Origin of the sequence: Campylobacter sp. TJR-1, from assembly GCF_032840035.1 — a bacterium.
Classification (GTDB): domain Bacteria; phylum Campylobacterota; class Campylobacteria; order Campylobacterales; family Campylobacteraceae; genus Campylobacter; species Campylobacter fetus.
Genome location: NZ_JAWIZX010000001.1, coordinates 55,293 through 82,278, shown reverse-complemented (window position 1 = coordinate 82,278; position 26,986 = coordinate 55,293). Strand labels below are relative to the sequence as shown.

Below are 26,986 nucleotides of genomic sequence, written 5' to 3'. Positions count from 1 at the left end.
ACTCTTAATCTATATCAATCAATTTTATCTTAAAATTTACTATAATATTTTAAAATTTAAAGGAATATTATGGAAAAAATAGTATTTAATACAACATCTTTTGATGGCGTAAAAGCAATAAAACTAGTCGAAACTAATTTTAGCAAAGAGATTAGAATATCTATGCAAAGTGGATCTATAATGGCCGAACATAAAGCTCCAGCTACTATCATAGTGCAGGTTTTGAAAGGCTCTATTATGTTCTATGTAAATGAAAAAGAAAGTAGGCTTGATGAGTTTGATCTCATAACTCTTGATGCGAATATTCCACATTCTTTAGAAGCTTTAAGTGACTCTATAATTAGACTTAGTTTGGCTAAATCTGATAGTGAAAGTCGTGTTTTTAATGTTACAAATTTAAAACATTAAATTAAAATATTAACCCATCGCTCTCTTGAGTAGAGATTGCATCTGTTTTTTGTGAAGGCAGTGGAGAAGTACTTGTATATATTTCATCTATGCCTTCATAAATTTTATGATATACTCCATTTGGGGTTTCAAATTTACGTTTAGTTTGAGGAAATGCTTCTATATAATTTGTCATAAACTCCTTGAATACAGGAGCTGCGGTTCTTCCGCCACCTTCTATTTTTCTCATAGGTAGATTATTATCGTTTCCATACCAGATAATGGCTTGGACTTCAGGAGTAAATCCGCAAAACCACGCATCTACGTTATTATTTGTAGTTCCTGTCTTTCCTGCTACTTCTATACCTTCAACTTTTGCATTTCGCCCGGTTCCGGCATTTACGACATCTTTTAGCATATCTATCATTAAATACGCCTGCTGAGGATCTATGATTTTAGAACTTTCTTGCTCATATGTTGTTAATGTGCCGTTTGTGCTTTCGATGGATTTTATTAGCCTTGATTTGCTCTGCTCTCCTAAACCTGCGAACATTGAGTAATATTCGCTAAAGTTTATAAGGCTTACTCCAAAACTTCCAAGTGCTATTGAAAGATTTTGAGGTATATTATTAAAACCAAAATATGAAAGTTTTTGCTGAACTACGTCTAATCCTATAGAATTTAAAAGATTTATGGTGGCTAAATTACGAGACTGTCTTAAAGCATGTTTAAGAGTTATGTATCCTTCAAAATTTCCACCATAATTTTTTGGTTTCCAGTCTTTATCCTCTTCGCTTCTATTTACATTTTCAAATACTCTTGATATATCTGCTACTTTACTCATAGGAGAGTAGCCAAGATCAAGAGCGATTTGGTATATGAATGGCTTGAAGCTAGATCCTGGTTGGCGCTCACTTTGCGTGGCACGGTTGAAGTTACTTTTTGCGTAGTCGATACCTCCGACTAATGCTAGTATTTCACCATTTGCAGGATTAGTTACTATCATAGCGCCGTTTAGATAATTTTGATCTGCATTTTTATCTCTTTTTAATATCTCGTTATATCCAAATTTAAGCGCATTTTGCGCTATTTCTTGTACTTTGAGATCGGCATTTAATGTGATTTTATATCCACCGTATTTTATATCCGGAAATATTTTATAAGCTTCTTTTAATGTTTCATCTACTAGATACGGAGCCCTGTTTTGTGTTAATGTCTCATCATATACTACAGGAGTTTCTTTTAAGGCCTGAGTGTATTCGTTTTCACTTATCCAGCCTAATGCATACAGTCTTGTAATAACTCCATTAGCACGTGACAAAGATAGATCTATGTGTCTAGTAGGATCATAGTTACTAGGTGCTTTTGGGAGTCCTACTAGTATAGCAGTCTCTTTTATAGTAAGTTCATTTAACTCTTTTTTAAAATATCCGAGTGCTGCTGTTTTTATACCATAATAGCCGTGTCCAAAATATACTTGATTGAGATATCTTTCGATAATTTCTTCTTTGGTCAGATCTTCTTCTATCTTGAATGCTAAAATAACCTCTTTTAATTTACGAGTAAATTTTTTATCGCGTGTTAGAACCATATTTTTTATCAGTTGTTGAGTTAAAGTGGAGGCTCCTTCTACTAATGACATTGCTTTTATATCTTTTATGGCTGCTCTAAAAATAGCTTCTACATTTATACCTCCATGCTCAAAAAAGCTTGTATCTTCAACTGCGACTAATGCTTCGACAACTCTTGGAGGTATCTCTTGATATTTTGCATATTGTCTATTTTCTTCGTCAAAAACATTAGCTACAAGGTCTCCATTTCTGTCAAAAATTTGAGTTGTTAGTTTTGGTTTATACTCTACTATGGCAGATATATCTACTCTGATTTGTGAGTAAAAATATATAAGAGCTGCAAATATCGCAATTGCAATTATAGTAAAAAAGCCAAAAATATGCTTCATAAAAATACCTTTAAACTCTTTATATCAAGTCCCATGGCAGTTTGTTTATTACCATAGCTTTTTTGTATATATTTTTCATTAAATCCTTCTATCATCATAGCCCCCGCCTTTTTTTGCCAAAGACCACTACTTAGATAGTTTTGCATATCGTCTTTATCAAAAATATTAAATTTATACGTAGCAACGCTAAGCATATCTATGCAAAATTTATTCCCAAAAAACTTCATCGCTGTATATACGCTAGTAAAGTTACCGCTTTGCAAGTTTAACATCCATCTTGCTTCGTCTATATCTTTTGCTTTATTTAGTATAATATTATTGCAAATAACACTACTATCGGCAAATAAAACATTTGCAAATTCATCTTTAAATTTAGAAAAAAACTGCTTTGATTTTTCTGTAACAACATTCATAGAGTATGATTTTGCCGATGTTTTTGGTATGGAGCTTTCGTCATATTCCATGATAATTTGTTTAAATTCTATATTGAACTGAGATAGTATATTCGCTCTTGAAGGAGAACTAGAAGCCAGTATAATCATCAAATTCCTCTAAAAGTTATACCAAGATATATGCTTATAAACGATAAAACTATATTTAATGGAGTAAAGTAATATATGATTAAAACTAAATTTTCATGAGTTCCGATAACCTCATCGTTTAAAAATGCATTTTTGGCTAGATTAAATTTGTGCCACATATATGCGATGTTTGATAATATAAATAGCATCAAAGCCCATTTTGTAGCAACTATCGCCTCTATCATAGGATCTGAGATTTTGAACTCATCTCTGCTAAGAAGAAATATTCCGCTTATGCAAATAACTGATATTAAGCATAGTTCACTTATCATAAAACGCCTAAATTCTTTCAAAATAGTTTTGTATCTATGTGTGTTTTGCTCAATATCTTTGAAAAAATATCTAGAAAATATAACTACGCTTAATTGTACAGCTATAAATAACACTGAACTGCTTATATGTATAAACGGTGCTATTTGATCAATTCTTGCAAATGCGGTATTTGTTACGTTCAAAGTTTCTCACTTATAAATTTAGTAGCAGCATTTAGAGCTTCGTCTATTTTGCTTTCATCTTTACCTCCGGCAGTGGCAAAATCATCTCTTCCGCCTCCACCTCCACCGACTATAGGAGCCACTGTTTTTACTAATTCTCCGGCTTTTATGCTTGTGTTTTTGCTTCCTGATCCTAAGCTTACTTTGCCGTCTTTTACACCGGCTAAAAATACGACTACTTTATCAAATTTATTTTTTAGTTCATCTATTTTGCTTTTTATATCTCCATCAAATTTAGATACTACAACCTTTACGCCGTTTATATCTTTCACGTCTAAATCTTTTGTATTTGAAGCGTTTTTTAGATCGTTTTGCAGTGATTTTATCTCATCTTTTAGCTTTTTTATAGAAAGCAACGGATCTGCACCTTTTAAACTATCTTTTATATCGTTTATCTCTTTTCTGAACTCTTTTGATAGCTCAAGTGCCGCTTTAGAACAAACCGCTTCTATACGCCTTACTCCTGCGCTTACTCCGCTTTCACGGACGATAAAAAAACTTCCTATCTCATTTAAATTTTCTACGTGAGTTCCTCCACAAAGCTCTTTTGATGGGCCAAGTGTTAAGACCCTGACTTTATCTGCGTATTTTTCACCAAATAGAGCTATAGCTCCGCTTTTCTTAGCATTTTGTATATCCATAATTTCTATCTTTGCTGGTGCACCTTTTAAGATCGCTTCATTTATGAAATTTTCGATTTTTTCTAATTCTTCTTTTGTTACTGGTTTTGGATGAGAGAAGTCAAATCTAAGCTTATCGGCTTCTACGCTACTTCCGGCTTGAGCTATATGAGCACCTAAGACGTTTCTAAGTGCTGCTTGAAGTAGGTGAGTGGCTGAGTGGTGACGGCGAATCTCTAGTCTATTTAAGCTAACTTCACAAAGTACTATATCGCCTATTTTTATGCTGTTTTTTGCTTCTATCATGCTTAAATTTAGACCGAAATACTTTTTAGTATCAAGAGCTTGATTTTCACCTAACATACCGGTGTCTCCACACTGTCCACCGCTTTGTGCATAAAATGGAGTAGAGTCTAGCATCACGTATCCGATTTCACCGTTTTTTAACTCATTTACTCTTTTAAATTCGCTATTTAAAAGTGCTAAAACTTTGCTGCTGCTTTTTAGATTATCATATCCTATAAATTTATTTTCTCCAAATTCTTCAAGTAAGGTTTTAAAGTCTCCGCTCTCTTTTGCGGCGTCTCCGCTACCTTTCCAGCTAGCTTTTGCGCGTGCTTTTTGCTCATTCATAAGAGCGTCAAATTTAGCTTCGTCTACGCTAAGTCCTTTTTCTCTTAACATATCAGCAGTTAGATCAAGCGGAAATCCGTAAGTATCGTATAGTTTAAATGCTACTTCGCCGCTAAAGACGTTGCTAGAGGTTTTTGCTAGCTCTTCGTTAAATAGATCAAGCCCCGCTACTATAGTAGCTAAAAATCTCTCTTCTTCAAGTTTTATAAGCTCTTTTACATACTCTTTTTTCTCTTTTAGATACGAGTAGTGTTCGCCCATTAGCTCTACTACTTTATCAACTAGTTTATACATAAACGGTTCTTTTATACCAAGTAAGTATCCGTGGCGAACGGCTCTTCTTAATATACGTCTTAATACATATCCGCGTCCTTCTTTGTCAAAATTTACGCCTTGAGCTAGTAAAAACGTAACAGAGCGGATATGATCGCTGATCACTCTATAGCTAGCTCCTGTTTTATACTCGTACTGCTTATGACAAAGCTTTGCAACTTCGTTAATAAGAGGCATAAATAGCGAGCTGTCGTAGTTGCTAAATTTATCTTCTTTTATGGCCGTAACTCTCTCAAGCCCCATTCCTGTGTCTATAGAAGGCTTTGGAAGAGGAGTCATAGTGCCGTCTTTGCTTCTTTCAAACTGCATAAATACAAGATTCCAAATTTCTAAAAATCTATCTCCATCACCACCCATATAGTCTTCATCGCTGTTAAAATGCTCACTTCCTTGATCATAAAATATCTCACTACAAGGTCCACAAGGTCCAGTATCACCCATGGCCCAGAAGTTATCTTTATCTCCAAAGCGGTAAATTCTATCTTTTTGTATAAATTTTTGCCATAATTCATACGCTTCGTCGTCTTTTTCATGAACCGTAACATAAAGTTTGTCTTTTGGTAACTTTAACACTTCTGTGACAAACTCCCACGCGTAAGATATGGCGTCTTTTTTAAAGTATTCGCCAAAGCTGAAATTTCCCAGCATCTCGAAAAAAGTATGGTGGCGCGCTGTATAACCAACATTGTCTAAATCATTGTGTTTTCCGCCGGCCCTTATGCAGGTTTGACAGCTTGTACGAATAGGCGGATTTGGTCTTGGAACGTCTCCTGTAAAAATACTTTTAAAAGGTACCATTCCAGCATTTGTAAAAAGTAAGGTCGCATCATCTGGTACTAGGGGAGCCGATGCTATAATCTCATGTCCTTTGCTTTTAAAAAAATCCAAATATTCTTTTCTAATATCCATATTAAATTTCCTATAATTTATAAAATAACTCCAATTCTAGCACAATTTTATTAAAAAATTAGTGAATTTGTATTTTTTGGTCTGATTTTCTACTATTTTTATATTTAAGTATATTTAATTGTGCTTAAAGTATGGAAATGGATTATGTATTAGTTGTAAAATATTAATATTTCAGAATAAAGATTGTATAATATTTTTAAATTTACAAAGGTCTAAAATGGCTAAAGATAGCAATCAAAATGAACTAAACAATGCAGATAGCGTAACTGTTATCAAAGATTTGAAAATAAAAGGTGCTAGCGCCACTATAAAACGCGGTACAACTGTAAAAAACATCAAACTTATAAGCAAAGATAATGAAGTCGAATGCAAGATACCGGGTATAGGAACAGTTGTTTTAAAAACGGAATTTCTAAAGAAAATTTAAATTAATACACTAGAAATTATTTAAATTTAAACTACATAGATCCAAGCATCGGTATGATAACAAAAAGCGTCGCCATAGAGAGTAAAATCTCAAAAGTTGTGATAGAACTCATCAAATTTACATCTCCACCAAGCTCTCTTGATAGTATGTGAGACGTCGGAGCCGTAGGCATCGCAGCGTATAAAGTAGCTACCGCTAGATATAAACCGTTTGCTCCCATGAGTTTAGCTAGCAAATACGCTATGATAGGCAGCAACACTAGTTTTGCAAATGAGCTTACTAAGATCTCTTTTTTGGCCGAGCTTATCGATCTTAGCTCAAAGCCTATACCCACAGATAAAAGCCCCATAGGCAATGCGGCGTGACTTACTATAGAAAGACTTTTAAAGATAAAAGTAGGTATATAGGCATTTGCTAAATTTAAGATATATCCGACTATACAAGCAACTATAAGTGGATTTTTTACTATCGTTTTTATGAAGTTTTGTATAGAAAACTTGCCGTTTTTGATGTATATGGCAAAAATTGATATGCAAAGTATATTTACAAAAGGTATCGCAAACGCTATGATTATGGCTGCGACAACTAAGCCGTCTTTACCGTATATCGCAGATGTAAGAGCTAAAAATACGTATGTGTTAAATCTGATTCCGCCTTGTACGACGGACGTGAATTCGGCGTTTTTAAAGCGGATTATTAAATTTAAAAGCACCAATATAACTAGCATTATTCCAAGGGAGCTAAGTGAAGAAAATACTATATTTATAGTACTTTTTATATCCAGATCCACGCTTCCTAGCTCATATATCAGCAAACAGGGCATTAAAACATAATACGTAAATTTATCCATCTTAGGCCAAAACTCAGTAGATGGAAATTTGATACTTTTAAAAAAATACCCAGTGCTTATTATCAGGCAAATAGGCAAGAGCGCATTAAATATATATTCCATGTTTTACTCCGGATCTGGTTTGCAAAAAGCGCCATTATAGCACTTTTGGTATATTAAATCAAAGTTTTTAAGAAAATCTAAGATATAATTTTATCTAAAATAAAATTCGGGAAATAATATGGAAATTTATATACTTTTATCTTTGGTTATTTTTGTTTTTGGAGCTTTGATTTTTTATCAGTTTTTAAAGATAGATAAGTTTAAATTTGAGCTTAAATTACAAAACGAAAGATTTTTAAATTTACAGATCAAATTTGATGAAAATAGATCTGAACTACTCAATTTAGAAAACAAAATCCAAAATTTAAACGAGCAAAAAATGGAAGGCGAGATAGAAAAAGCAAAGCTAAAGACTAAATTAGATGAGCAGATCAATCTAAATTTGGAGTTAAAAGCAAGACAAGACGAGCTGGATTTGAAAACTAGAGAGTATTTTGAGCTAAAAACAAAAGAGATGAGCCAACATCTTTTGAACTTAAATACGAAGTCTCTTGGCGAAAATTCACAAAAGATTCTTGAAAATCTGATAAATCCTCTCAAAAACGAGATAGAAAAATATCAAAAAGAGAGCGTAAATACAAGTACGATTTTTAAAGCAAATTTTGAAAATCTCAAAACAGAAACAAAAAACATAATCTCACAAGCCAAAAATCTCGCAGATGCGCTAAACGGTAACAAAAAAGTGCTAGGAAATTGGGGTGAGATACAGCTTGATAGCGTACTAGAAGCTAGCGGATTGATAAATGGAAAAAACTATTTTAAACAAGTCGGCTACAAAGATAAAGACGGAAATCAAAAATACCTAGACGTGGTTGTGGATTTTGGCGAAAGTAAAAAAGCTATCATAGATTCGAAATGTTCTCTTGTGAATTACAACGCGTATTTTAATGCTCAAAGTGACGAGCAAAAAAACCAATTTGCAAAAGCTCTAGCAGGAGATATCAAAAAGCACATTGAGCTACTTAGTTCAAAAGAGTATCAAGACTACGATACTAAAACGTATGAATATATATTTATGTTCGTGCCAAACGATAGCATATTTTACACCGCGTTAAATCAAGACAGCACGATATACGAGTATGCTTATGAAAAGGGCATTTTCATCACAACTCCGCTTACTCTTTTGATGGCGTTAAAAACGGTTTATATATGTTGGAGAAATTTAAAAAGCGATGAGAATGCTATGAGAATTCTTTCTGAGGCCGGTAGAATGTATGATAAATTTAGAGTATTTACTGAACAATTCGATAAGTTAGAGAGTCAGTTGAACACGGTTATAAAAACAGTAAGTTCTAGCAAAACAACTCTATATGATGGCAGCGGAAATTTGCTAAGCAGATTTGAGAATTTAAAAAAACTTGGTGCAAAAACTAATAAAAATATATCTAAAATTTATAACGAATCAGCTGAAAATAATTTAATTTAATTTTTAATATAAATTTATCTTGACTAAATCATTATAAAATTGTATAATTATATTGCAAAAACTGGGATCCTAGATTTTAAACTTTAAATTAAAATCAAAGGAGATAACTATGTGCTTAAAAAAGGTGTTTATACTTATGCTGATTACGATATCCGCTATGTTTGCCAAGCCTACTATTTATATACTTGCTACTGGCGGAACTATCGCAGGCAGCTCTTCAAGCTCTCTTAGTAGCGGCTATACTTCAGGAACGGTTACGGTAGATAAACTTATAGCTGCAGTTCCACAAATCAATGAAATAGCTACGATAAAAGGTGAGCAAGTAAGTAATATCGGCTCTCAAGAGATGAATAACGAAGTTTGGCTAAAACTAGCAAAACGCGTAAATGAGCTTTTAGCTAGCAAAAACGTAGATGGTATCGTGATCACTCACGGAACAGACACTATGGAAGAGACCTCTTATTTTCTAAATTTAGTCGTTAAAAGCGACAAACCTATAGTTATGGTCGGAGCTATGAGAAACTCAGACTCTTTAAGCAGTGACGGTCCGCTAAATCTATATAACGCCGTAAATGTCGCAATTGATAAAGAAGCAGCAGGCAAAGGTGTTTTGGTTGTTATGAACGATGAAATTCACGCTGCTAGAGAAGTCGCTAAGACAAACACTACTGCGGTAAATACTTTCGTTTCTCCAAATACCGGTAAAATCGGTACCGTTATCTATGGAAACGTTAAGTTTTATATGCAGCCGACTAGAAAACATACAAAAAATAGCGATTTTGATATATCTAAAATCAGCTCTTTACCTAGAGTGGATATAATCTTTAGTCATTCAAATGACAATCCTGATTTTGTCAATGCTTCGCTTGAAAATGGAGCAAAGGGTATAATTAACGCAGGAATGGGAAATGGAAACATATACCCATCCGCTCTAGAAGCTTTAGCAAAAGCCGTCAAAGACGGTGTAATTGTTGTTAGAGATAGTAGAGTAGGTAGCGGAGAGACTATGAATCCGGGTGAAATAGACGATGCAAAATATGGATTTTTAACAAGTGATAATTTAAATGCTCCAAAAGCTAGAGTGCTTTTGATGGTAGCTTTAACAAATACAAGCGATCCTAAAAAGATTGGGGAGTATTTTTTAACTCACTAAGCGATACAGCCCCTTGATTTGGGGCTTTATTTGATTTTATTTATTTAATAGTTTTTTTACTAAATCATTTTCTTTTATATTGTTTTTAGCGGCAAATTCTTTTACGCTTATATCTTCAAATTTAAGTCCGTTTTTATTTAGGTATTCATTAAATAAGCTTTCATTCGTGCCGAAAATTTTCTCTGCAGTACTTAAATTTAGATTTGTAAAGTTTTGATATACGTCTTTAAGCGGCGGTTTTGGATTATTTGGTGTAGCAGCTATAAAAACTACCGACGCCGCAAATAAAACTCCCATTATAGCCAGTTTTTTTCCTGCGAAGTACTTTTTGAACGGTGTTAAATTTGCCATTATATGCTGCACACAAGCTATCACCATTGCCATACCTATATACTCGTGTAAAACTTTTATACCGCTAGATTTTATATCAAAAAACATAAGAACTCCGGTTATTCCTACTACTATAAACGTAACTATCGTAGCTGTCGTGCCGATCGGTTTTGATGCTTTCATTTTTTCCCTTTTTTTATAAATTTGATGAAATTATTATAAAATAGTGTTAAAAAGTTGTGAATTTATATAAGTTTTTGATACAATACCACGCAAAAATTGAGGTAATTTTATGGATTGGATTTTATTTATCACAAGTTTCTTTTTGGCTGCTTTAAGTCCCGGCCTAAATATGCTTATGGCGCTTACTATCGGGCTTAGCGCAGGTTATAAAAGAGCGTTTTTATTTATCTTGTCATCTACTGTTTGTATAGCTGCTATCGTGTTTTTAAGCGGAATTGGGATAGGATTTTTGATAACTAAATTTCCGTTTTTCTTTACTGTTCTTAGGATTTTTGGTGCGTTTTATCTATTTTTTATAGCTTATAAGATGTTTTTAGCTACTAAAATAAATAGCAATATAAAGATAGATGTTAGAAATTTAAGTTCAAAAGCTATAGTTTTTCAAGGATTCGTAAGCTCTTTTGGCGATCCTATTATATGGGGATTTATGATAAGCTTATTGCCTAAATTTATGGATGTTCATAATCCTTTTAACTCTACTTTTGCTGCGTTTATCATAGTCATAGCTTGTATAGAGTTTGCAGCTACAAATATCTATGCTACTTTTGGCTCAAGCGTGAAGAAGTTTTTTAGTTCAAACTTTAAAGTCATAAATAAGATTAGCGCAACGCTGTTTTTACTACTTGGAGTCTGGATGCTTTTTGACGTGTTTAAATCTTTTTAGGTGTTATTATGGACTGGCTACTTTTTATAACTACATTTTGGGTGATTTCACTACTTCCTGGGCTAAATATGACTTTGGCTCTTAGTCTTGGTATGAGCGTTGGATATAAAAAAACGCTTTTTATGATGGCAGGAGCGACGATAAGCCTTGGTATAGTCGCTTTTGTATGCGCTGTTTCAGTAGGAGCGGTGTTGGCTAAATTTCCGATATTTTTTCAAATTTTTACCGTTATTTGCGCTTCTTATCTTTTGTATCTGAGCTATAAAATGTTTCTCGGAAGCAAATTTAACTTTGATGAAAAAGCAAAAGATATAAGCTCTAAAGCTCTGTTTTGGCAAGGCTTTATGAGCTCAGTATCAAATCCAAAAGCGTGGGCATTTTTTACCGCTTTATTTCCGCTTTTTATAGATAGCGTTTCGCCCTTTGGTATAAGACTGTATATGATGATACTCGTCTTGATGTTTATAGAAATCATAGACTTTAATATCTATGCTCTTGGCGGAGTCGCGTTTAAAAAACTGCTTAAAACTAAAGCTTATCTGATAGAAAGAGTAAGTGCGGTTTTGATAGCTATCATAGCAGTTATGATGATAATTGAGCGATTTTAAGTTTAAATTTGATATAATCGACCAAATTTTTAAAGGAAAAGTATGTCTAAAGTATGGAAATTTAAAGATAATATTGATACAGATATAATAATAGCCGCAAGATACTTAAATACTAGCAATCCAGATGAATTAGCCAAACATATTATGGAAGATGCGGATAAAGATTTTTATAGCAAAGTCACAAAAGGCGATATCATAGTAGCTGGAGAAAATTTTGGTTGCGGAAGTAGCCGTGAGCATGCTCCTCTCGCTTTAAAAGCTGCTGGTATAAGTGTAGTTATAGCGAGGTCTTTTGCAAGGATATTTTATAGGAATAGCTTTAATACGGGACTTTTGATATTAGAGTGTCAAAAGACTGATGATATAAGTGAAGGAGATAATCTAGAAGTTGATTTTAGCGGTGGAATTATAAAAAATTTAACTCAAAAAACTGAGTATAAATTTGAGCCGATTCCGGAATTTATGCAAGAGCTTGTTAGATCTGGCGGTCTTATTAATTATGCTAAAAAAAGTCTAAATTAAATTTAAAAATAAGGTAAAACATTTATGAATCGATATAATATTTGTGTTATAAAAGGTGATGGAATAGGTCCAGAGATAGCAGAAGAGGCTATAAAAGTACTCGATAGTGTTAGTGCTAAGTTTGGATTTGAGTTAAATTACGAATATTTTTTGATGGGCGGAGCGGCTATAGATGTATTTGGCGTACCGCTTCCTGATGAGACTTTGGAGTCTGCTTTAAAAAGTGACGCGGTTCTTTTTGGGGCTATAGGTGGATCAAAATGGGATAATTTGCCAAGAGACCTTCGTCCAGAAAGCGGTCTTTTAAAGCTTAGAAAATCTCTTGGAGCGTACGCAAATTTGCGTCCAGCGCTTATTTTTGACGAGCTTATAAATGCTTCTACTTTAAAACCAGAAGTATTACAAAACGTAGATTTGCTTGTAGTTCGTGAGCTTACTGGGGGACTTTATTTTGGTGAGCCAAGACAAAAAGATACAAATAGAGCTTTTAATACCATGGTTTATACTACTCAAGAGATAGAAAGAATATCTAAAATCGCTTTTGAAGCTGCTATGAAAAGAGATAAAAAAGTCTGTTTAGTAGATAAAGCTAATGTTTTAGAAACGTCTCAACTATGGAGAGAAGTAGCTTCTAAAGTAGCAAAAGATTATCCTGAAGTGAGTTTGGAGTTTATGTATGTTGATAACGCTTCAATGCAGTTAGTTAGAAATCCAGCCCAATTTGATGTTATTTTGACTGAGAATTTATTTGGCGATATTTTAAGTGATGAAGCAAGTATGATATGCGGCTCTATCGGTCTTCTTCCAAGCGCTTCTATAGGTGGAAAAGTAGGAATTTATGAGCCGATACACGGAAGTGCTCCTGATATTGCAGGACAAGGAATTGCCAATCCTATAGCTATGATACTTTCTGCAGCTATGATGTTGAAATATGCTTTAAATAAAAACGAAGCCGCAAACGATATAGAAAAGGCCGTAAGAGCTGTTTTAAGAGATGGATATAGAACAAAAGATATTGCTAAATTTGATGCTAAAGAAATTTGTACCACAAGTGAAATCGGCTCAATAATTAGTGATTACGTAAAAAAGATATGAAAAATACAATCACAGAAGCTTTAATTTATGAAAATCAAGGGCTTAGAAATGACGCCCTTGAAGTTTATAAAAACATTTTAAAAGCTGAGCCGCACAATCAAGAAGCTCAGTCGGCCGTAAGACGTCTTAGCGGTCTTAGACGCAAAAATGTTTATGTAAATGAGCAGATGCTTGATTTTTTTCTAAATTTAAAAACCGATGACGAAATAGGCATAAGAGAATTTAAAAGGTGGCTAGTTAAAATATGAAACTTGAAGATATCGCAAAAATTACTATAGATGAAGTTACAGCTGAACTTGAAAAGATACAAAAATTAGATGAAATTCGCGGCGATATTGTAAGCGTTGAGGAATCTGTTGCAAATAGAGTTGAAAACGATGATAAGTCAACTATTAAGCCTGAGTTTAAGGATGAAAGCGTAAATAGCGAAATTATTTTTCTAAAAAATTTAAAAGAGAGAATAGGCGTTTTATTTGAAGGCTTAAATAGTTCCGATAATAGCAATATGGAATTGAAGCTTGATTTGACAATAAAATTTTTGGAATTCGCACTTGCAAATATCGAACATCGTCTCACAAATCTTTCAAAATAACGAGTTAAGCACTCTAAAAAATATACTTAAACACCGGACTAAACGCGCTTATCTTGTTGGAGGATGCGTTAGAGATATGCTTCTTGGAGCTAAAAATATTGATTTTGATATAGAAGTTTATGATATAGATCCTTTCAAATTTGAAAATATTATGCATGATATCGGTGCTACTGGAGTTGGAAAAAGCTATTTTGTATATAAATATAAAAATTATGATATAAGCCTACCTAGAACTGAAAGTAAGAACGGAATAGGTCATAAAGCTTTCATAGTTTCATACTGTAACGATGAAAAAATTGCGAGTAAAAGACGCGATTTTACTATGAATGCTATGATGATCAATATATTTAATGGCGAAATACTCGACTTTTGGGGCGGTCGTAAAGATATACAAAACAAGATTTTGAAAATAGTTGATAAACATAGTTTTTGCGAGGATAGTTTAAGAGTTTTAAGAGCAGTGCAATTTGCTGCAAGATTTGGTTTGAAAGCGGATGAGCAAAGCTTAAAAATTATGCGCAATATCAGTATAGACGATCTTAGCAAAGATAGAATCAGATCTGAACTTGAAAAGTTTTTTATAGCTCCTCATAAAACTTTTGGAATAGAACTTTTGAGCGATTTGGGGCTAGATAAAAGACTTTTTGGAGTTAAATTTGAACCAGATAGTTTTGGTAAAATAGTTCAGCAGCATTTCAATATAACGCATGATTCAAGAAGTTTTTTATATGATCTTATAAACTTTTATAAATTAAATCCAAAAGAGATTTTAGATAGTTTGTCTCTCGGTAAATTCTATAAAAAATTGATAAACGAGCCGTTTTTAAAGCGAGCTAGCAGATATGAAATGATGAAAATAGCATTAAGTATGCCGCTTTCAAATTGGCTTGGGTTAAATACGAAAAATAGGGTAAGAATGGCAGTTGATTTAGGATTTTATGATAAAACATTTAATCCAAATATCGATATAAGCAAGTTATCTCATCTAAGAGGCAAGGACTTAGGAGAGCATTTAAAAGTGTTAAAAGAACTCGAAATTAAAGCTTTTTTAAAGGATAAAAGATGATCTGCATAGATCTTGGCTCAAATACTATACGAGTTTGCGCTATGGATGATAATCTTGAGATTACCCAAAGTTATGAAAAGATAGTCGGCTCAGCTAGAAATTTAAGCAGCGAAGGTCTTAGTATGGCAGCAAAAATGCGTATTACTGAGGCTCTTGGTGAAATTATCGTTACGTTTGATTTTAAAAATGATAGCCATATAGCAGTTGCCACTGAGGCTTTTAGGCTAGCATCAAATGCTAAAGATTTTTTTTATGATGTTGAACGTGATTTTGGTATTAAATTTAATATCATTAGTGGAAATTTGGAGGCTAAATTAGCAAGATTGGGTGTGGAAAATAGAGCTTTGAAACTTGGATTTCATATAGATGAATCTTTGCTGATAGATCTTGGCGGTGCTAGCACTGAGATAAGTTTTGCAAATGAGTTTAAGAGTTTTAAATTTGGAATTGTAAGGTTTTGCGAGGAGTGCTGTAGCGATGAAGCAAAGTTTAAAATAGTCGCTAAAGATAAAATTCAAGATGCTTTTAGCTTTATTTCTAAATTTAATTTTAAAAATATTATTCTTACGTCTGGAGTTCCAACTAGCGTGGTTGCCTTAAAACTTGGACTAAAATATGAGAATTATGACGCTAAAATGATAAATGGAGCTATTTTAGATCTTGAGGATTTTGACGCAGCTCTATTAAAACTATCTTTATCAAATGACAAAGATAGTTTAGTAGGTAAAAATAGGACTTCTTTAGTAATAGCCGGAATTTATCTTTTAAAACCGATATTAGAAGAATTTAGCGTTCCATATATAGTTATAGACGATGGGTTAAGAGAAGGAATCGCAGTAGCCAGTAAGCTTGGATTATTAAATTTAAAGGAGTAAAAATGAGTGTAAAAGAGCGTATTTTAAATGATATAAAAGAGGCGATGAAATCAAAAGATAATTTTCGTCGCGATACTTTAAGAATGATTAGCTCAGCTTTTAAACAGATCGAAGTTGATGAGAGAATTACTCTTAGTGATGAGAGAATCTTTGCTATTTTACAAACCGAGATAAAGCGTAGAAATGAGTCTGCTTCTCAGTATAAAGCAGGCGGTAGAGAGGATTTAGAACAAAAAGAGCTTGAAGAGGTAAATATCATAAGTTCATATTTGCCAACGCAACTAAGCGACTGTGAGCTTGAAGAAAAACTACAAAATTTAATAAGCAAAAATAATTTTGCTAGTATTAAAGATCTAGGCGCACTTATGAAAGTTGCAAAAGAAGAGCTTGGCGCTAGTTGCGACGGCAAGAGAATGAGTGATTGTGCTAAAAAAATGCTGACAAAATAATTATTATTTTTTGTTCTGACTACTATTTGCTATCATTTGATCTATGTTTGAGAAAATGGTAGCGCTTTTATCCTCTATTTTTATAAATTGATTTATAAATTTGTCTATATTTTGCAGATTATATCCTGATTTCGACTCTGAAACATTTTGCTTTACCATATCTGTTATGGCATGTAGTTCTTCTTTGGTTTTAATGCAAAATTTATCCTTTGTGAATCTAGATTCAAAACTATTTTTGTAATTATTTATGATATCTGATTCTTGATCTGATAGTTCCTGAGTGCATCCTAGCTGGTTTAAAGTGTTGTTATACGCAGCTGTTTTATACATAACGATATCAAGTTTAGTTAGAATTCCCATAGTTTTGTTTTGAGTTAGTTCTGCAATTTGTGCGGTATTTTGCGCATCAAAACTAAATTTGCTTAATGCGTCTTTTAGATCTTGCGTATTTTTTGTAGCAGTTTGAGCTATTTTATTTATCATATCTGAGTTCTTATTTAACTCATCTGCTTCTTGAGAGAGTAAATTTACGTTTAAATCGATATCGTTTGTAGCTTTTGTAGTATTTTCGGCTAGTTTTCTAACTTCATCTGCAACAACCGCAAATCCACGTCCGTGCTCACCTGCACGTGCTGCTTCTATGGCTGCATTTAGAGCAAGAAGATTTGTTTGATCTGCGATATCTTTTATCAGACTTATGACATTGCTTATTTCATTCGCTCTTTGGTTTATTGTTTGTGTTGTTTGATTTGAGTTTTTTGTTATATTATCAAAATTTACGCAAAGTTCATTAACATTTTTTATGCTATCTTGCGCCAATGTTGCCGTTGTTTGCGATGAGCTTACTACTTGATTTAGATCTTTTACGCTTTTTTGAAGATCTTTTTTGATATCTGCTATACCTTTGTTTCCGTTTCCTAACTCACATAATTTTTGTGATAATATACCTCTGATTTTGCCTTTTTCACCTTCCAATACCCCAGATACGCCCTCGCTCATTGATTTAGCATTTACTTTAAATAATCCTTTGAATCCTTGAGTGTAGATATTTCTATATTCAAGTCCGTTTCTTGAAGCTTTTATGCTTGTATCGATTTCTCTTTGTAGCGCTTCTATTTGATCTAAAAGATTGTTTATACATACTGCTATTTGTGTTAGTTTGGAATTTTTATCTACATCTGTAATCCTAGCTTCCAGTTTTCCGTTTGCAGCTTGAGTAGCGACATATAAAATTTGCTCATATAGTTTTTCATCAAAACTACTATTTTTGCTAAATATTGACATTTTTATCCTTTAGAACGCTGTAAATTATTTATGAAACAATCATAAGTGGTATTGTTTTGAGTTAGAAAACTATTTATAAATTTAGAAGAAGCTTCTACGCCTCCTGTTTTTTCCAATTCAACCATTTTTTGATATATCGGGACTATGGTTTTTATCGCTTCTTTGCTTGCTTTGCGCCTTACTGAGTAGTAGCCGATTATATTTCCGTGTTCATCAATGGATGGTGTAACATTTGCGCAAACCCAGTAATAAGCTTGATCGAAAGTTCTATTTTTAACAAATGCAAAGATTTCTTGTTTGTTTTTTATTCTTTTCCATAGCAGTTGAAAGACAAATTTAGGCATATCTGGATGTCTTACTATGTTATGATGTTTTCCTATTAGATCTTTGTTTTTTGAATTTACTACTTCTAAAAAAGTTTGATTGCAGTATGTAATGTCGCCTTTTAAGTCTGTTTTAGAGACTAAAAACGCCTCTTCATCTATATCCTTTTCTAATAGCCCGAGGCTGTCTTTCATATGATTCCTTTATTATAAATTTAAGTTTATAATATTATCATATGTTATATTAAAGTTATATTATTATTTTACAGCATTCGCCATATCCCACATCGGTAAAAATATACCTAGACCAAGGAGTATTATGGTAGCAGCTATAAATACGAGTAGTATCGGCTCAATATAGCTTGATATGTTGTCAATTAGAGTATTAAATTTCTCTTTATAGTAGTCTGTAACTTTCTCAAGCATAGAGTCTAAACTACCGCTTTTTTCTCCGGCACTTATCATTTGTAAAAGCATACCTTCATATAGTTTGGTTTCGCTAAATGCATAATTTAGTGGATTTCCTCTTTGTACATTTACTTTTACGCCTAAAAGTTTATTTTTAATATATGAATTTGAAATCGTCACACAAGCCGTATCAAGAGCGTCATTTATAGGTATACCTGCTCGAACAAGTTCAGTAAATATGAGATTAAATCTACTCATAGATGAAAAAAATATAATATTTTTTATTAGATAAACTTTTAAAATATATTTATCAAATATATTTTTAAATTTTCCATTTTTCTTATATAAATTAGTTAAGATAAATAGAAATAAAACGATACCTCCTAAGCAGATAAATCCATAGTTTGTAATAAGATATTCTATATTTAGGAGTATTCTAGTAGGCAAAGGAAGTTCTGCATTTAGCTGTTCAAAAATATCTCTAAATGTCGGAACTACAAGCACCATAAGCAGTACAAAAGCTATTGCTATAGCGCAAATAACTAAAGTAGGGTATCGAATGGCTTTTTTAAATTTTCTTTGATTATCCCAAATTTCTTGTAGTATTTCAGCTAATTTTTGTAGAGATTCTGCCATATTTCCGGACTCTTCACCAAGTCTTACCATTGCTATAACAACATTCCCTAGTTCATCGCTATATAAATTTAAAGACTCTGTGATGCTCATTCCGGCGTTTAAATCATCATTTACATTTTCAAAAATTAGTTTTAGCCTTTTATCCGTTGTTGATTTTATAACCTCTTTTATACTATCGTGTATTGATATACCGGCATTTGTCATAACGCTTAACTGTCTTATACAAGCTACTAAATTTGGTATTTTTACCTTTGGATATAATAATTTTTGAGTTAGTTTTTGTTTTATTTCGCTTATTTGCATATCAAGAGGTACAGTTTTGGTTTCTGTTACTTTTATTACGATTCCTCTGTTTTGTTTCATAGCGGTTTCTTTTGCTTCTACTCTATTTTCAGCTTTTATATATATCTTATTGCGTTTAGCTTTTATTATTTGTTCTACTTCATATATCTTCATACTTTTGCTACTCTATATATCTCTTCTATCGTTGTAATTCCGTTTGCCGCTCTTATGATTCCATCATAAAACATATCCGTAAAACCCTCTTCATATGCAACTTTTTTAAGCTCGTCTTTTGAAGCTTCACTTGCTATCATAGACGATATTTTATCACTTATAGGCAAAATTTCGCTTATCATTTCACGCCCTAAAAATCCTGTTTGAGAACATAGCTCACATCCTACGCTTTTATAAAATTGATACTCGCTAGGAAGCTGTTTTTGTATGTCTTTTATGATGTTTGCAGATAGAGCTATTTTTTGTTTACAGTGAGGACAGAGTTTTCTTATTAGACGTTGAGCTTCTATAGCTATCAAAGCTCCGCTTACTAAGTAGCTTTCAACGCCCATGTCTATCATACGAGTTATCGCTGAGATTGCATCGTTTGTGTGTAGTGTAGAAAATACAAGGTGACCAGTTAATGCTGCTTGTATGGCGATTCTTAATGTATCTTGATCTCTTATTTCTCCTATCATTATGATATCTGGATCTTGACGTAATATCGATCTTAACGCTACAGAAAACGTAAGACCCGCTTTTTCGTTTACATGCACTTGTTGGATCATATTTAATTGGTATTCTACTGGATCTTCTACGGTAATAATCTTTTTTTCTACGCTTTTTATATCGTTTAAAGCACCGTATAAAGTAGTTGATTTACCGCTTCCAGTAGGTCCTGTTACTAAAATTATGCCATAAGGTTGATGCATCGAGTGAGTAAATTTAGAGAAATTTTGTTGACGCATACCTAAATTTTCTAAGCTTATTACCACTTTGGATTTATCAAGTATTCTTAAAACTAAACTTTCTCCGTTTAAAATCGGCAAAGTCGATATACGAAAATCATATTCTCTGTTTAATATATGAGCAGAAAAACGCCCGTCTTGGGGTTTTCTACGTTCGGCTATATCCATATTTGATAAGAGTTTTATGCGGCTTATTAAAGGTGGATATATATCTTTATCAAATACAAAAGTCTCAGCGAGCATTCCATCGATCCGGCTTCTTACGATACAGTTTGTTTCTGTAGGCTCTATATGGATATCGCTTGCTCTGTTTTGTATAGATATCCTTAAGATCGTTTCAATGAGCTTTAAAATACCGCTGCTATCGCTATCTTGTGTAGTTTGGCTGCCGAGTTCTTTTCTGATTTCGTTGATTATGCCTTTTACGCTCTCATTTAATTCTATTTTGCTCATGTATTTATCTATGTTATTTGGATCACATACTACTACTTTGAGTAATTTTCTATTAAAAATATGACCGATTCTATCTTGAGCGTCTAAATCAAATGGATTTTTTAGTGCAACATATACATTTATCTCATCTTCTTTTATAGGAAGTGCACCGAGCTTTTTTAGCTGTACCGCAGATACTTTTTCAATGAGATTATAATTGAGTTTGATGTTTTCTAAATTTAAATACTCCAGCCTAAACTGTTTTGCAACATCTTTTAAGAACTCCTCTAAATCTAATAAAAAATGGTCTGTAATATCTTTTAGAGTTACTCTATCGCGCCTATAAAGATCTAAAATAGTATTTATAAAATCATCATAAGATATATTTGCATACTCCATCAAAATATCTTTTATGTTGTTGGCGTTTATCTTTGTTTCTAAATCATTTGCATTGTTTTGACTGAGTTTTCCATCTCTGATTAGAGTGAGTAAAACTTGTTTATCTATTTGACTTAGTTGGGCGTTTTTGTTTTGATAAAACTCAGGTCCTGAAATATCATTTTTTTCATTCATATTTTTTTACCATTATAAAGTTTCTTTTTTGATCTGCTCTATAAGCTCTTCTATGCTAGCTGATCTATTTTTCTCTTGTAGTGCATTAAGAACTGTTAGCGCGTCTTCTTTTTTGCCTATTTTATACTTCGCTTTAGCAAAGATAACCCAGCCTTTTACCTCGTTTTCATCTATACTATTTATCGTAAAAGCCCATTTTATAGCATTTTCATAGTCGTTTTGTTTGTAAAACTCTTCAGCTAGTAAAATAGCGTATTTTATATCATTCGTACTATCAAATTTAGATTTTAGAGATTCTACTGACATATTTATGGTTTGAGATTCAATTTTTATGCTGTTTTGTGCTTGGTTTTTATTTTGCGCCTGATTTTGATATTGATTTGATTCGCTCTGATTTGTTTCTGAAAATTCCAAAATTTTAGTATCTTGAGGTAGAGGCAAATCAGAAATGATACGCTGATTTGTAATTTCAGAATCGTTTAAATTTGGTAAAGCGTTTTGAGAGATGATTTTTGGTATTAAGACATTGTTGTTATCTGCAGTTTTTATATCTTTTATTTTTTGCTTTGTTTGCTGATTTGGCAACGATTCATCTAGAGTGGTTTGTTTCTCGATATCTAGATTAAAGCCTACATCATCTTTTTTAGCTTGTTCTAGTAGCTCTTTTTCGTCTTGAGCTCTTTGTTGTTCTAGCTTTTGTTTAGCTATTTTTGCTTTTTCTTTTAGTTCATTTACGTGTTTTTTTAAATTTATATTTGCTATTTCATTTTGAAGCATATCGCTTTGTTTTTTCATATATAGATCTATAAAATACCCAGCAGATATACTAATGCTTAAGCATATAAGTATCGTAGCAGATAACATATATAGTTTTTTATTTCTATTTCTGTTATATTTTTTCCATTTGTTTTCCATTTCTTGTATTTCATAAGAATCAAGCATTTATAAGTCCCGAGTCTATGGCAGCCATTTCCACTACTTTTTTTAATAGACGTCTATTTTTTATGGTTGATGGTCTGCTTTCTTCATAATATTCATAAATTTCATATATTTTATATAACAGCTTATTTAGTACTCTTAAATTTCCATTAGTTAATTTATATATAAGTTTTATATGATTTATATTGTACATATCAAAATAACTATGGAGATTATGAAAAACCAACTTTTTTTCTATATATAAGCATATTTCATCCAGACTCGAGCTTTCTAATTCGATATTTTCCCAAATTCTGGTACGAAAATAATCCTTAGCCAGTGTGTCTTCCTCATCTGTTTTATGTACGGTAAAAAGTATCTTAAATAGCCTAGTATCTGCCATTAGTCTTATTTTTTCTATTAAAAAATTAGGATAAAGTTGCGCCTCATCTAAAAGTAAAATTATATATTTACTTTCATGTTGATCCGTTTTTAAACTATTTTTATAATTTGCTATAAGGTTCTCGTATGTTGGATTTTCAATTTTTTGATTAAAAATCTCTAGACTAAGAGCATTTATGAAGTCTGCTTCATTGAAAAATGGTTGAGGGAAAAATATCACTTTATCTTTTTGAGATATATCTTTATAAATTTTATGCAGTAAAAATGTCTTTCCGGATCCTGGTTTTCCATAAAATAACACTAGCTTTAGAGGTTTTTTAAGAGCGTTTAAAATTTTGTAATATGTGATAGTGGATTTATCTAAATTTACATAATCAAAAATACCGTTATCATCAACAAAAACCTCTTTTAAAGCAGTGTAGTTATTCATAAGACAGACTCTGAAAATCCAAGTTCTTTTAATGAATTTCGTATCTGTTTTGGAGTTTCGTTATTGATAACTTTTGGTGTTATTATAAAGATAAGCTCTGTTGTGCTAACTGAATCCTTAGTGCTTTTAAAAAGATTTCCGAACAGAGGTATATCTCCAAGAACCGGAACGCTTGTGTTGTCTTTACCTTTTGTTTCACCGATCAAACCACCAAGAATGATGGTATCTCCACTATTTACTTGAACTACTGTAGATAGTTTCTTTTGTAAAGTATCCGGGGCAATCTCTCTTATATTTGCTTGTCTTCTATTATCATCGCCGTATTTAAAGCTACTCAAACTAGGATTTATTCTTAGCATTATCCTGCCATCATCGCTTACTTCTGGAAGCAAATTTAAAAGTATTCCGATAAATATTGAGTATAAGTCGTATTAGTTACTGCTGTTTGCGTGTTGTTATTTGTTGTGTCCTCTTGTACTCTATAGTTTATATTGTCTCCAACCGTAATTAGAGCTTGTTGGTTATTCATAGTCATAATTTTAGGACTTGAGACGACTTTTGTTCTACCTTTTGTTTCGAGGAAATTTAAAACTCCGTCCATGCTTAGATTGATTCCGCCTCCAAGCACAAAACCGCCTGTTATATTTCTTAGACTTTGAGCCGGATTTCCTGCTGAGCCAGTACCAAATTGTATACTAGATGGAGCTCCTGTAACAGGATCGTTTCCAAGATAGCTGTTAAATCCAAGCTCAAATTTAGACCAATCTATACCTTTTGTATATGAATTACTTAGTTCTACTGCTATTATGGATACGTCTATCATTACTTGTTTTTTAAGTCTGTTTTCAAGCTGATTTAAGTAATCGCCTACTCTTTTTAGCTGAGTATTTGTACCAGTAACTGTTATGAGCCCCGCATTTGTATTTATAACAGGATCCGGTGCTATCAGTTTTTCGCTTCCGTTGTTTAGTATAGCTTTTAACTCTGCATTTAAATTTTGCCAAAAGTCAAATTTTTCGGTTGTTTTTATATGATTATCAAGTCCGTATCCGGCTTGATCGTTCGTATTTGAGTTATTGTTATTATTATTGTTTCCGCCAACCTCAGACGGAGATGAATCAACAGAAGCTTTTATGATAGCAGTTCCTTCTCTCACCGAAGTTATATAATCTATCTTAAACATTTTAGTCTGCATAGATGAAATTTTTAGTATATTTTTATAAAATGTATAGTCTAAATTGTTTTGATTTATTAATATATCAAATATCTCTTTTAACGTCATATCTTTGATATTTATACCAGATATCTGATTTTGCAGTACCTGACTTGCATATTCGTCATTTTGTATAATGCTAAAATGACACATATCCGAAAGTTGATTTAGTATCTCTGCTGTAGATACGCTGTTTGAGATTTTTATATTAAAAACTCTGCTTTTGCATTCATTTGCTAATGCTTCAGTACTAAAAAATATTGCTAAAATTGTTAATATCTTAAATATATTTTTATTTGTAATTAATAAGGACATTGCTGCTACCTTTTTTTAAATTTAATTTTATAGTTTGCGTTTGGTTTTGTAAAATTACACTATCTTTTTGGATACTAGATATAGTGTATATATCTATCGTGTCTTTTATACCATACCAGCTTTGATTTATTTTTACTTTGTTTTGAACTATCGCATATAATACATACGGATCTTGAGCTGTTTCGTTAGTATCGATCTGTTCTTGGTCAATATTTCTTTGGCTTACGAATGGATCTTTTATATCTTTTAGTTCAGATGGGCTTAGAGTTTGCCTTGATTGAGATATGTTTTTTGTTATATCCATATATTTTTTCATGATTTCTTCATCGGCTGATAAGGTATATGATATAAGCATCAAAAATACATATTTTTTCATATTGATTTTATACCCCATACTATGATATTTAAATTTCCGTTTAGGTTATTTTGAGAGACATTTATATCTAAATTTTGTATATCTATTACGTTGTTCGATCGCTCTAAATTGCTTATGTATCTTACTATATTATTGAAATTTGCTTTAAACGATACATTTACATCGTAAAATTTTTCTACAGATAGAGGCTTTATCTTACCTGTGTTGTTTATGATATCTATCACTGATATATTGTTATTTTTAGCTTCTAACGCTAAATAATCTAAAAATTTGTTTAAGTCTCTTTCATTGAAAATTGATTGAGATAGTATTTTTAACTCTTTGCTTAGATATGAGTTTTCATCTTTTATATTTTGCAAATTAAATATATTTTGATTATATGTTTTTTTAGACATAGCTATGTTGTTATTTATTTCATCCGTATTTTTTAAATTCAGATATTGTTCTTGAGCAGAGTGATATCCGCTTAGTTTTTCTTCATAAAAATTTGATGTTTTATCTAGCACAAACATATACACAGTATATGAAATAATCAAAAACATAGCGACAAAAATGAGATAAACTTCGTTTTTTTTCTTTTTTGCAAAATATTCATCTAGTCTTGATAATATATTTTCAATATTCATTATCTTATCTCCACTGTTATATTGCTATCATACTGACCATTGCCGGTTAACGCTATCTGTTTCGTGCTTACTTTATAAGATTTTAGATTATCTATGTTTGTTATAAGCTTAGTTATTCTTTTATCATCATTGCTTATTAAACTTATAAGCGCTGTTTTATCATTTATCTTTATACTCGTCGTTTTAACTCCAAGCGCATTTATCTCTTTAGATATCTCATATAGCGCGATACTCTTTACTGGGTAATCTCGTTTTTTACTATAAATTTGATTTAGTAATCTCTTTTTTAGACCTAATTGCTGATCTTGATCGTAAATATTTTGCTTTGTGACTTGTATATCGTAGTTGATTTTATTTAGTTGATTTTCTAAGTTATTTACTATAATTTCTTGTTCACTTATGATTATATTTTGATCATTTATAAGCTTTGTAAGGTAGATTCCGCTGATTAATTGATAGATTGGATAGATTAAACTTATGATTAAAGTGCTTGTTGCTATTATCAAAAATATTCCGCCATCTCTTTGATATATGGCTGGAGGTCGCAAAAAAGGTGAAAAATTTAGTTTTGTTTTGGAGGATATATAATATTTTGCGTATAAAGTCATCAATACATGCAAGAAGGAGGGGTCTAAATTTGATGATTTGATATTGTTAAAAAAGTTAAAATCGGATGTATTTATAAGAATTCTGTCTTGAATAAATTTTGCAAGTCCCGGTATATTGCCAACGCAACTTGTTGCATATATATTTTGTATGGAAAGTCCTTGGAATTTCGATACACTGTTTATAATATCTGAAACGTAGTAAAATGCATCATCAAGAACATAATTTAGACCATCTTTTTGTTCGATATTTATCCCTTTTGTTTTAAGTTCGTCTAAAAAATCAGCAATCTCCACTTTATCTCCGGTCAGCTCACAGAATTTACTATTTATCTGTCCTAAAGACTGCCTTGCAAGCGATCTGCTAAGTACATATTTACCGTTATCGTATATAGTTAAAAACGCGTCATTTTCATCAAAATATATAAAACAATCCGTTTGACTACCCGATAGTAATTTTTCACTGTATAAAGATTCCATAAGCAGAGGTGCTATGGTTATACAATCTATATAATCTACTTTTTCTATAGTATTTTGATATAAATTTAGTATATTTTGATTATTTACTATAAATACAGTGTAAGAGGTATCTGAATCGTTCTGTTTTATATATTTTATCGTGTATTCCAAATTTGGATCAAGATCTAGTTCTTCATAGGCTTTTTGTGTTATTATGGCGTCTATTTCATCTGAATTTGAAGTAATGGAATTAGTGTTTATTTGACTTATAATGACATCTTTATGCTCAATATACGATATATAAAATCCACTGTTTTTATTTAAATTGGATAGGCTTTTGGTTGTGAAAGTACTATCGAATTCATATATTTTTTCTTTAATAGGATTTATAGATATTATCGGTTTATGATTTTTATTTTTCAT

General features: G+C 32.1%; 27 protein-coding genes and 2 pseudogenes. 13 read left to right on the top strand and 16 right to left on the bottom strand.

Annotated features, from left to right (window positions below; translation table 11 throughout):
* The first annotated feature begins 69 nt into the window (after positions 1-69).
* The gene (locus tag RVY88_RS00415; RefSeq protein WP_002849598.1) at positions 70-408 is read left to right on the top strand and encodes an AraC family ligand binding domain-containing protein; all 339 of its coding nucleotides are present in this window, start codon (positions 70-72) and stop codon (positions 406-408) included.
* Between the two features lies 1 nt (position 409).
* On the opposite strand, the gene RVY88_RS00410 is transcribed toward RVY88_RS00415, so the two are convergent.
* From RVY88_RS00410 to alaS, 4 genes are read right to left on the bottom strand one after another with little or no spacing between them, the layout of a single operon-like run.
* The gene (locus RVY88_RS00410; RefSeq protein ID WP_251149185.1) at positions 410-2,347 is read right to left on the bottom strand and encodes a transglycosylase domain-containing protein; all 1,938 of its coding nucleotides are present in this window, start codon (positions 2,345-2,347) and stop codon (positions 410-412) included.
* On the bottom strand, positions 2,344-2,889 hold the full coding sequence (maf, locus tag RVY88_RS00405) for a septum formation inhibitor Maf (RefSeq protein WP_002849596.1): 546 nt from the start codon (positions 2,887-2,889) through the stop codon (positions 2,344-2,346). Before maf ends, RVY88_RS00410 begins: the two co-directional genes overlap by 4 nt.
* A complete protein-coding gene (locus tag RVY88_RS00400; RefSeq protein WP_002849595.1) occupies positions 2,889-3,383 on the bottom strand; it encodes a hypothetical protein in 495 nt (164 codons plus the stop codon). Before RVY88_RS00400 ends, maf begins: the two co-directional genes overlap by 1 nt.
* Positions 3,380-5,917: an alanine--tRNA ligase gene (alaS, locus tag RVY88_RS00395; protein WP_162167429.1), complete on the bottom strand. Its 2,538-nt coding sequence runs from the start codon at positions 5,915-5,917 to the stop codon at positions 3,380-3,382. The genes RVY88_RS00400 and alaS overlap by 4 nt, the downstream gene beginning before the upstream one ends.
* 217 nt (positions 5,918-6,134) lie before the next feature.
* On the opposite strand from alaS, the gene RVY88_RS00390 reads away from it, so the two are divergent.
* Entirely contained in the window at positions 6,135-6,344 is a 210-nt protein-coding gene (locus RVY88_RS00390; RefSeq protein WP_038453548.1) for an alkylphosphonate utilization protein, read from the top strand.
* Between the two features lie 31 nt (positions 6,345-6,375).
* On the opposite strand, the gene RVY88_RS00385 is transcribed toward RVY88_RS00390, so the two are convergent.
* Complete coding sequence (locus tag RVY88_RS00385) at positions 6,376-7,296, bottom strand: AEC family transporter (protein WP_162167430.1); 921 nt, start codon at positions 7,294-7,296, stop codon at positions 6,376-6,378.
* Positions 7,297-7,414: 118 nt separating this feature from the next.
* Between RVY88_RS00385 and rmuC the strand changes: the two genes are divergently transcribed.
* Both rmuC and RVY88_RS00375 read left to right on the top strand, forming a co-directional pair.
* Positions 7,415-8,722: a DNA recombination protein RmuC gene (gene rmuC, locus RVY88_RS00380; protein ID WP_011732048.1), complete on the top strand. Its 1,308-nt coding sequence runs from the start codon at positions 7,415-7,417 to the stop codon at positions 8,720-8,722.
* Positions 8,723-8,825: 103 nt separating this feature from the next.
* Positions 8,826-9,875: a type II asparaginase gene (locus RVY88_RS00375; RefSeq protein WP_410494520.1), complete on the top strand. Its 1,050-nt coding sequence runs from the start codon at positions 8,826-8,828 to the stop codon at positions 9,873-9,875.
* Positions 9,876-9,911: 36 nt separating this feature from the next.
* On the opposite strand, the gene RVY88_RS00370 is transcribed toward RVY88_RS00375, so the two are convergent.
* Complete coding sequence (locus RVY88_RS00370; RefSeq protein ID WP_162167432.1) at positions 9,912-10,388, bottom strand: DUF4405 domain-containing protein; 477 nt, start codon at positions 10,386-10,388, stop codon at positions 9,912-9,914.
* A gap of 109 nt (positions 10,389-10,497) precedes the next feature.
* Here RVY88_RS00370 and RVY88_RS00365 point away from each other — a divergent pair, with 109 nt between their 5' ends.
* From RVY88_RS00365 to RVY88_RS00325, 9 genes and pseudogenes are all read left to right on the top strand, one after another.
* Positions 10,498-11,112, top strand: coding sequence for a LysE family translocator (locus tag RVY88_RS00365; RefSeq protein ID WP_011732046.1), 615 nt, complete (start codon positions 10,498-10,500; stop codon positions 11,110-11,112).
* 8 nt (positions 11,113-11,120) lie between these two features.
* Positions 11,121-11,720 (top strand): LysE family translocator, encoded by a 600-nt coding sequence (locus tag RVY88_RS00360; RefSeq protein ID WP_162167433.1) that lies wholly within the window; start codon positions 11,121-11,123, stop codon positions 11,718-11,720.
* A 42-nt stretch (positions 11,721-11,762) separates the two neighbouring features.
* Entirely contained in the window at positions 11,763-12,242 is a 480-nt protein-coding gene (locus RVY88_RS00355; RefSeq protein ID WP_002849579.1) for a 3-isopropylmalate dehydratase small subunit, read from the top strand.
* A gap of 24 nt (positions 12,243-12,266) precedes the next feature.
* The gene (leuB, locus tag RVY88_RS00350; RefSeq protein WP_002849578.1) at positions 12,267-13,337 is read left to right on the top strand and encodes a 3-isopropylmalate dehydrogenase; all 1,071 of its coding nucleotides are present in this window, start codon (positions 12,267-12,269) and stop codon (positions 13,335-13,337) included.
* The gene (locus RVY88_RS00345) at positions 13,334-13,585 is read left to right on the top strand and encodes a hypothetical protein (RefSeq protein WP_002849577.1); all 252 of its coding nucleotides are present in this window, start codon (positions 13,334-13,336) and stop codon (positions 13,583-13,585) included. Before leuB ends, RVY88_RS00345 begins: the two co-directional genes overlap by 4 nt.
* A 179-nt stretch (positions 13,586-13,764) precedes the next feature.
* Positions 13,765-13,929, top strand: a pseudogene (locus RVY88_RS09155) (CiaD-like domain-containing protein); the annotation flags it as partial.
* Positions 13,889-14,995, top strand: coding sequence for a CCA tRNA nucleotidyltransferase (locus RVY88_RS00335; protein WP_002849575.1), 1,107 nt, complete (start codon positions 13,889-13,891; stop codon positions 14,993-14,995). The pseudogene RVY88_RS09155 and the gene RVY88_RS00335, both read left to right, overlap by 41 nt.
* Entirely contained in the window at positions 14,992-15,870 is an 879-nt protein-coding gene (locus tag RVY88_RS00330) for a phosphatase (protein ID WP_162167434.1), read from the top strand. Before RVY88_RS00335 ends, RVY88_RS00330 begins: the two co-directional genes overlap by 4 nt.
* Before the next feature lie 2 nt (positions 15,871-15,872).
* Positions 15,873-16,319: a GatB/YqeY domain-containing protein gene (locus tag RVY88_RS00325; RefSeq protein WP_002849571.1), complete on the top strand. Its 447-nt coding sequence runs from the start codon at positions 15,873-15,875 to the stop codon at positions 16,317-16,319.
* A 3-nt stretch (positions 16,320-16,322) separates the two neighbouring features.
* Here RVY88_RS00325 and RVY88_RS00320 read toward each other — a convergent pair whose 3' ends face one another.
* From RVY88_RS00320 to RVY88_RS00275, 10 genes and pseudogenes are all read right to left on the bottom strand, one after another.
* A complete protein-coding gene (locus RVY88_RS00320) occupies positions 16,323-17,318 on the bottom strand; it encodes a methyl-accepting chemotaxis protein (protein ID WP_410494519.1) in 996 nt (331 codons plus the stop codon).
* Between the two features lie 287 nt (positions 17,319-17,605).
* A complete protein-coding gene (locus tag RVY88_RS00315; protein ID WP_002849568.1) occupies positions 17,606-18,121 on the bottom strand; it encodes a PAS domain-containing protein in 516 nt (171 codons plus the stop codon).
* A gap of 63 nt (positions 18,122-18,184) precedes the next feature.
* Entirely contained in the window at positions 18,185-19,426 is a 1,242-nt protein-coding gene (locus RVY88_RS00310; protein WP_002849567.1) for a type II secretion system F family protein, read from the bottom strand.
* The gene (locus RVY88_RS00305) at positions 19,423-21,219 is read right to left on the bottom strand and encodes a GspE/PulE family protein (protein WP_002849566.1); all 1,797 of its coding nucleotides are present in this window, start codon (positions 21,217-21,219) and stop codon (positions 19,423-19,425) included. Before RVY88_RS00305 ends, RVY88_RS00310 begins: the two co-directional genes overlap by 4 nt.
* 12 nt (positions 21,220-21,231) lie before the next feature.
* Positions 21,232-22,134 (bottom strand): CDC27 family protein, encoded by a 903-nt coding sequence (locus RVY88_RS00300; RefSeq protein WP_317051235.1) that lies wholly within the window; start codon positions 22,132-22,134, stop codon positions 21,232-21,234.
* A 19-nt stretch (positions 22,135-22,153) separates the two neighbouring features.
* Positions 22,154-22,969, bottom strand: a complete 816-nt coding sequence (locus tag RVY88_RS00295; RefSeq protein ID WP_002849562.1) for an ATP-binding protein — start codon at positions 22,967-22,969, stop codon at positions 22,154-22,156.
* Positions 22,966-24,497 (bottom strand): annotated as a pseudogene (gene mshL, locus RVY88_RS00290) (pilus (MSHA type) biogenesis protein MshL). Before mshL ends, RVY88_RS00295 begins: the two are co-directional and overlap by 4 nt.
* The gene (locus RVY88_RS00285) at positions 24,475-24,891 is read right to left on the bottom strand and encodes a hypothetical protein (protein ID WP_002849559.1); all 417 of its coding nucleotides are present in this window, start codon (positions 24,889-24,891) and stop codon (positions 24,475-24,477) included. The pseudogene mshL and the gene RVY88_RS00285 overlap by 23 nt, the downstream one beginning before the upstream one ends.
* Positions 24,870-25,499: a hypothetical protein gene (locus RVY88_RS00280; RefSeq protein WP_010404260.1), complete on the bottom strand. Its 630-nt coding sequence runs from the start codon at positions 25,497-25,499 to the stop codon at positions 24,870-24,872. Before RVY88_RS00280 ends, RVY88_RS00285 begins: the two co-directional genes overlap by 22 nt.
* On the bottom strand, positions 25,499-26,986 hold the full coding sequence (locus tag RVY88_RS00275) for a hypothetical protein (RefSeq protein ID WP_162167437.1): 1,488 nt from the start codon (positions 26,984-26,986) through the stop codon (positions 25,499-25,501). Before RVY88_RS00275 ends, RVY88_RS00280 begins: the two co-directional genes overlap by 1 nt.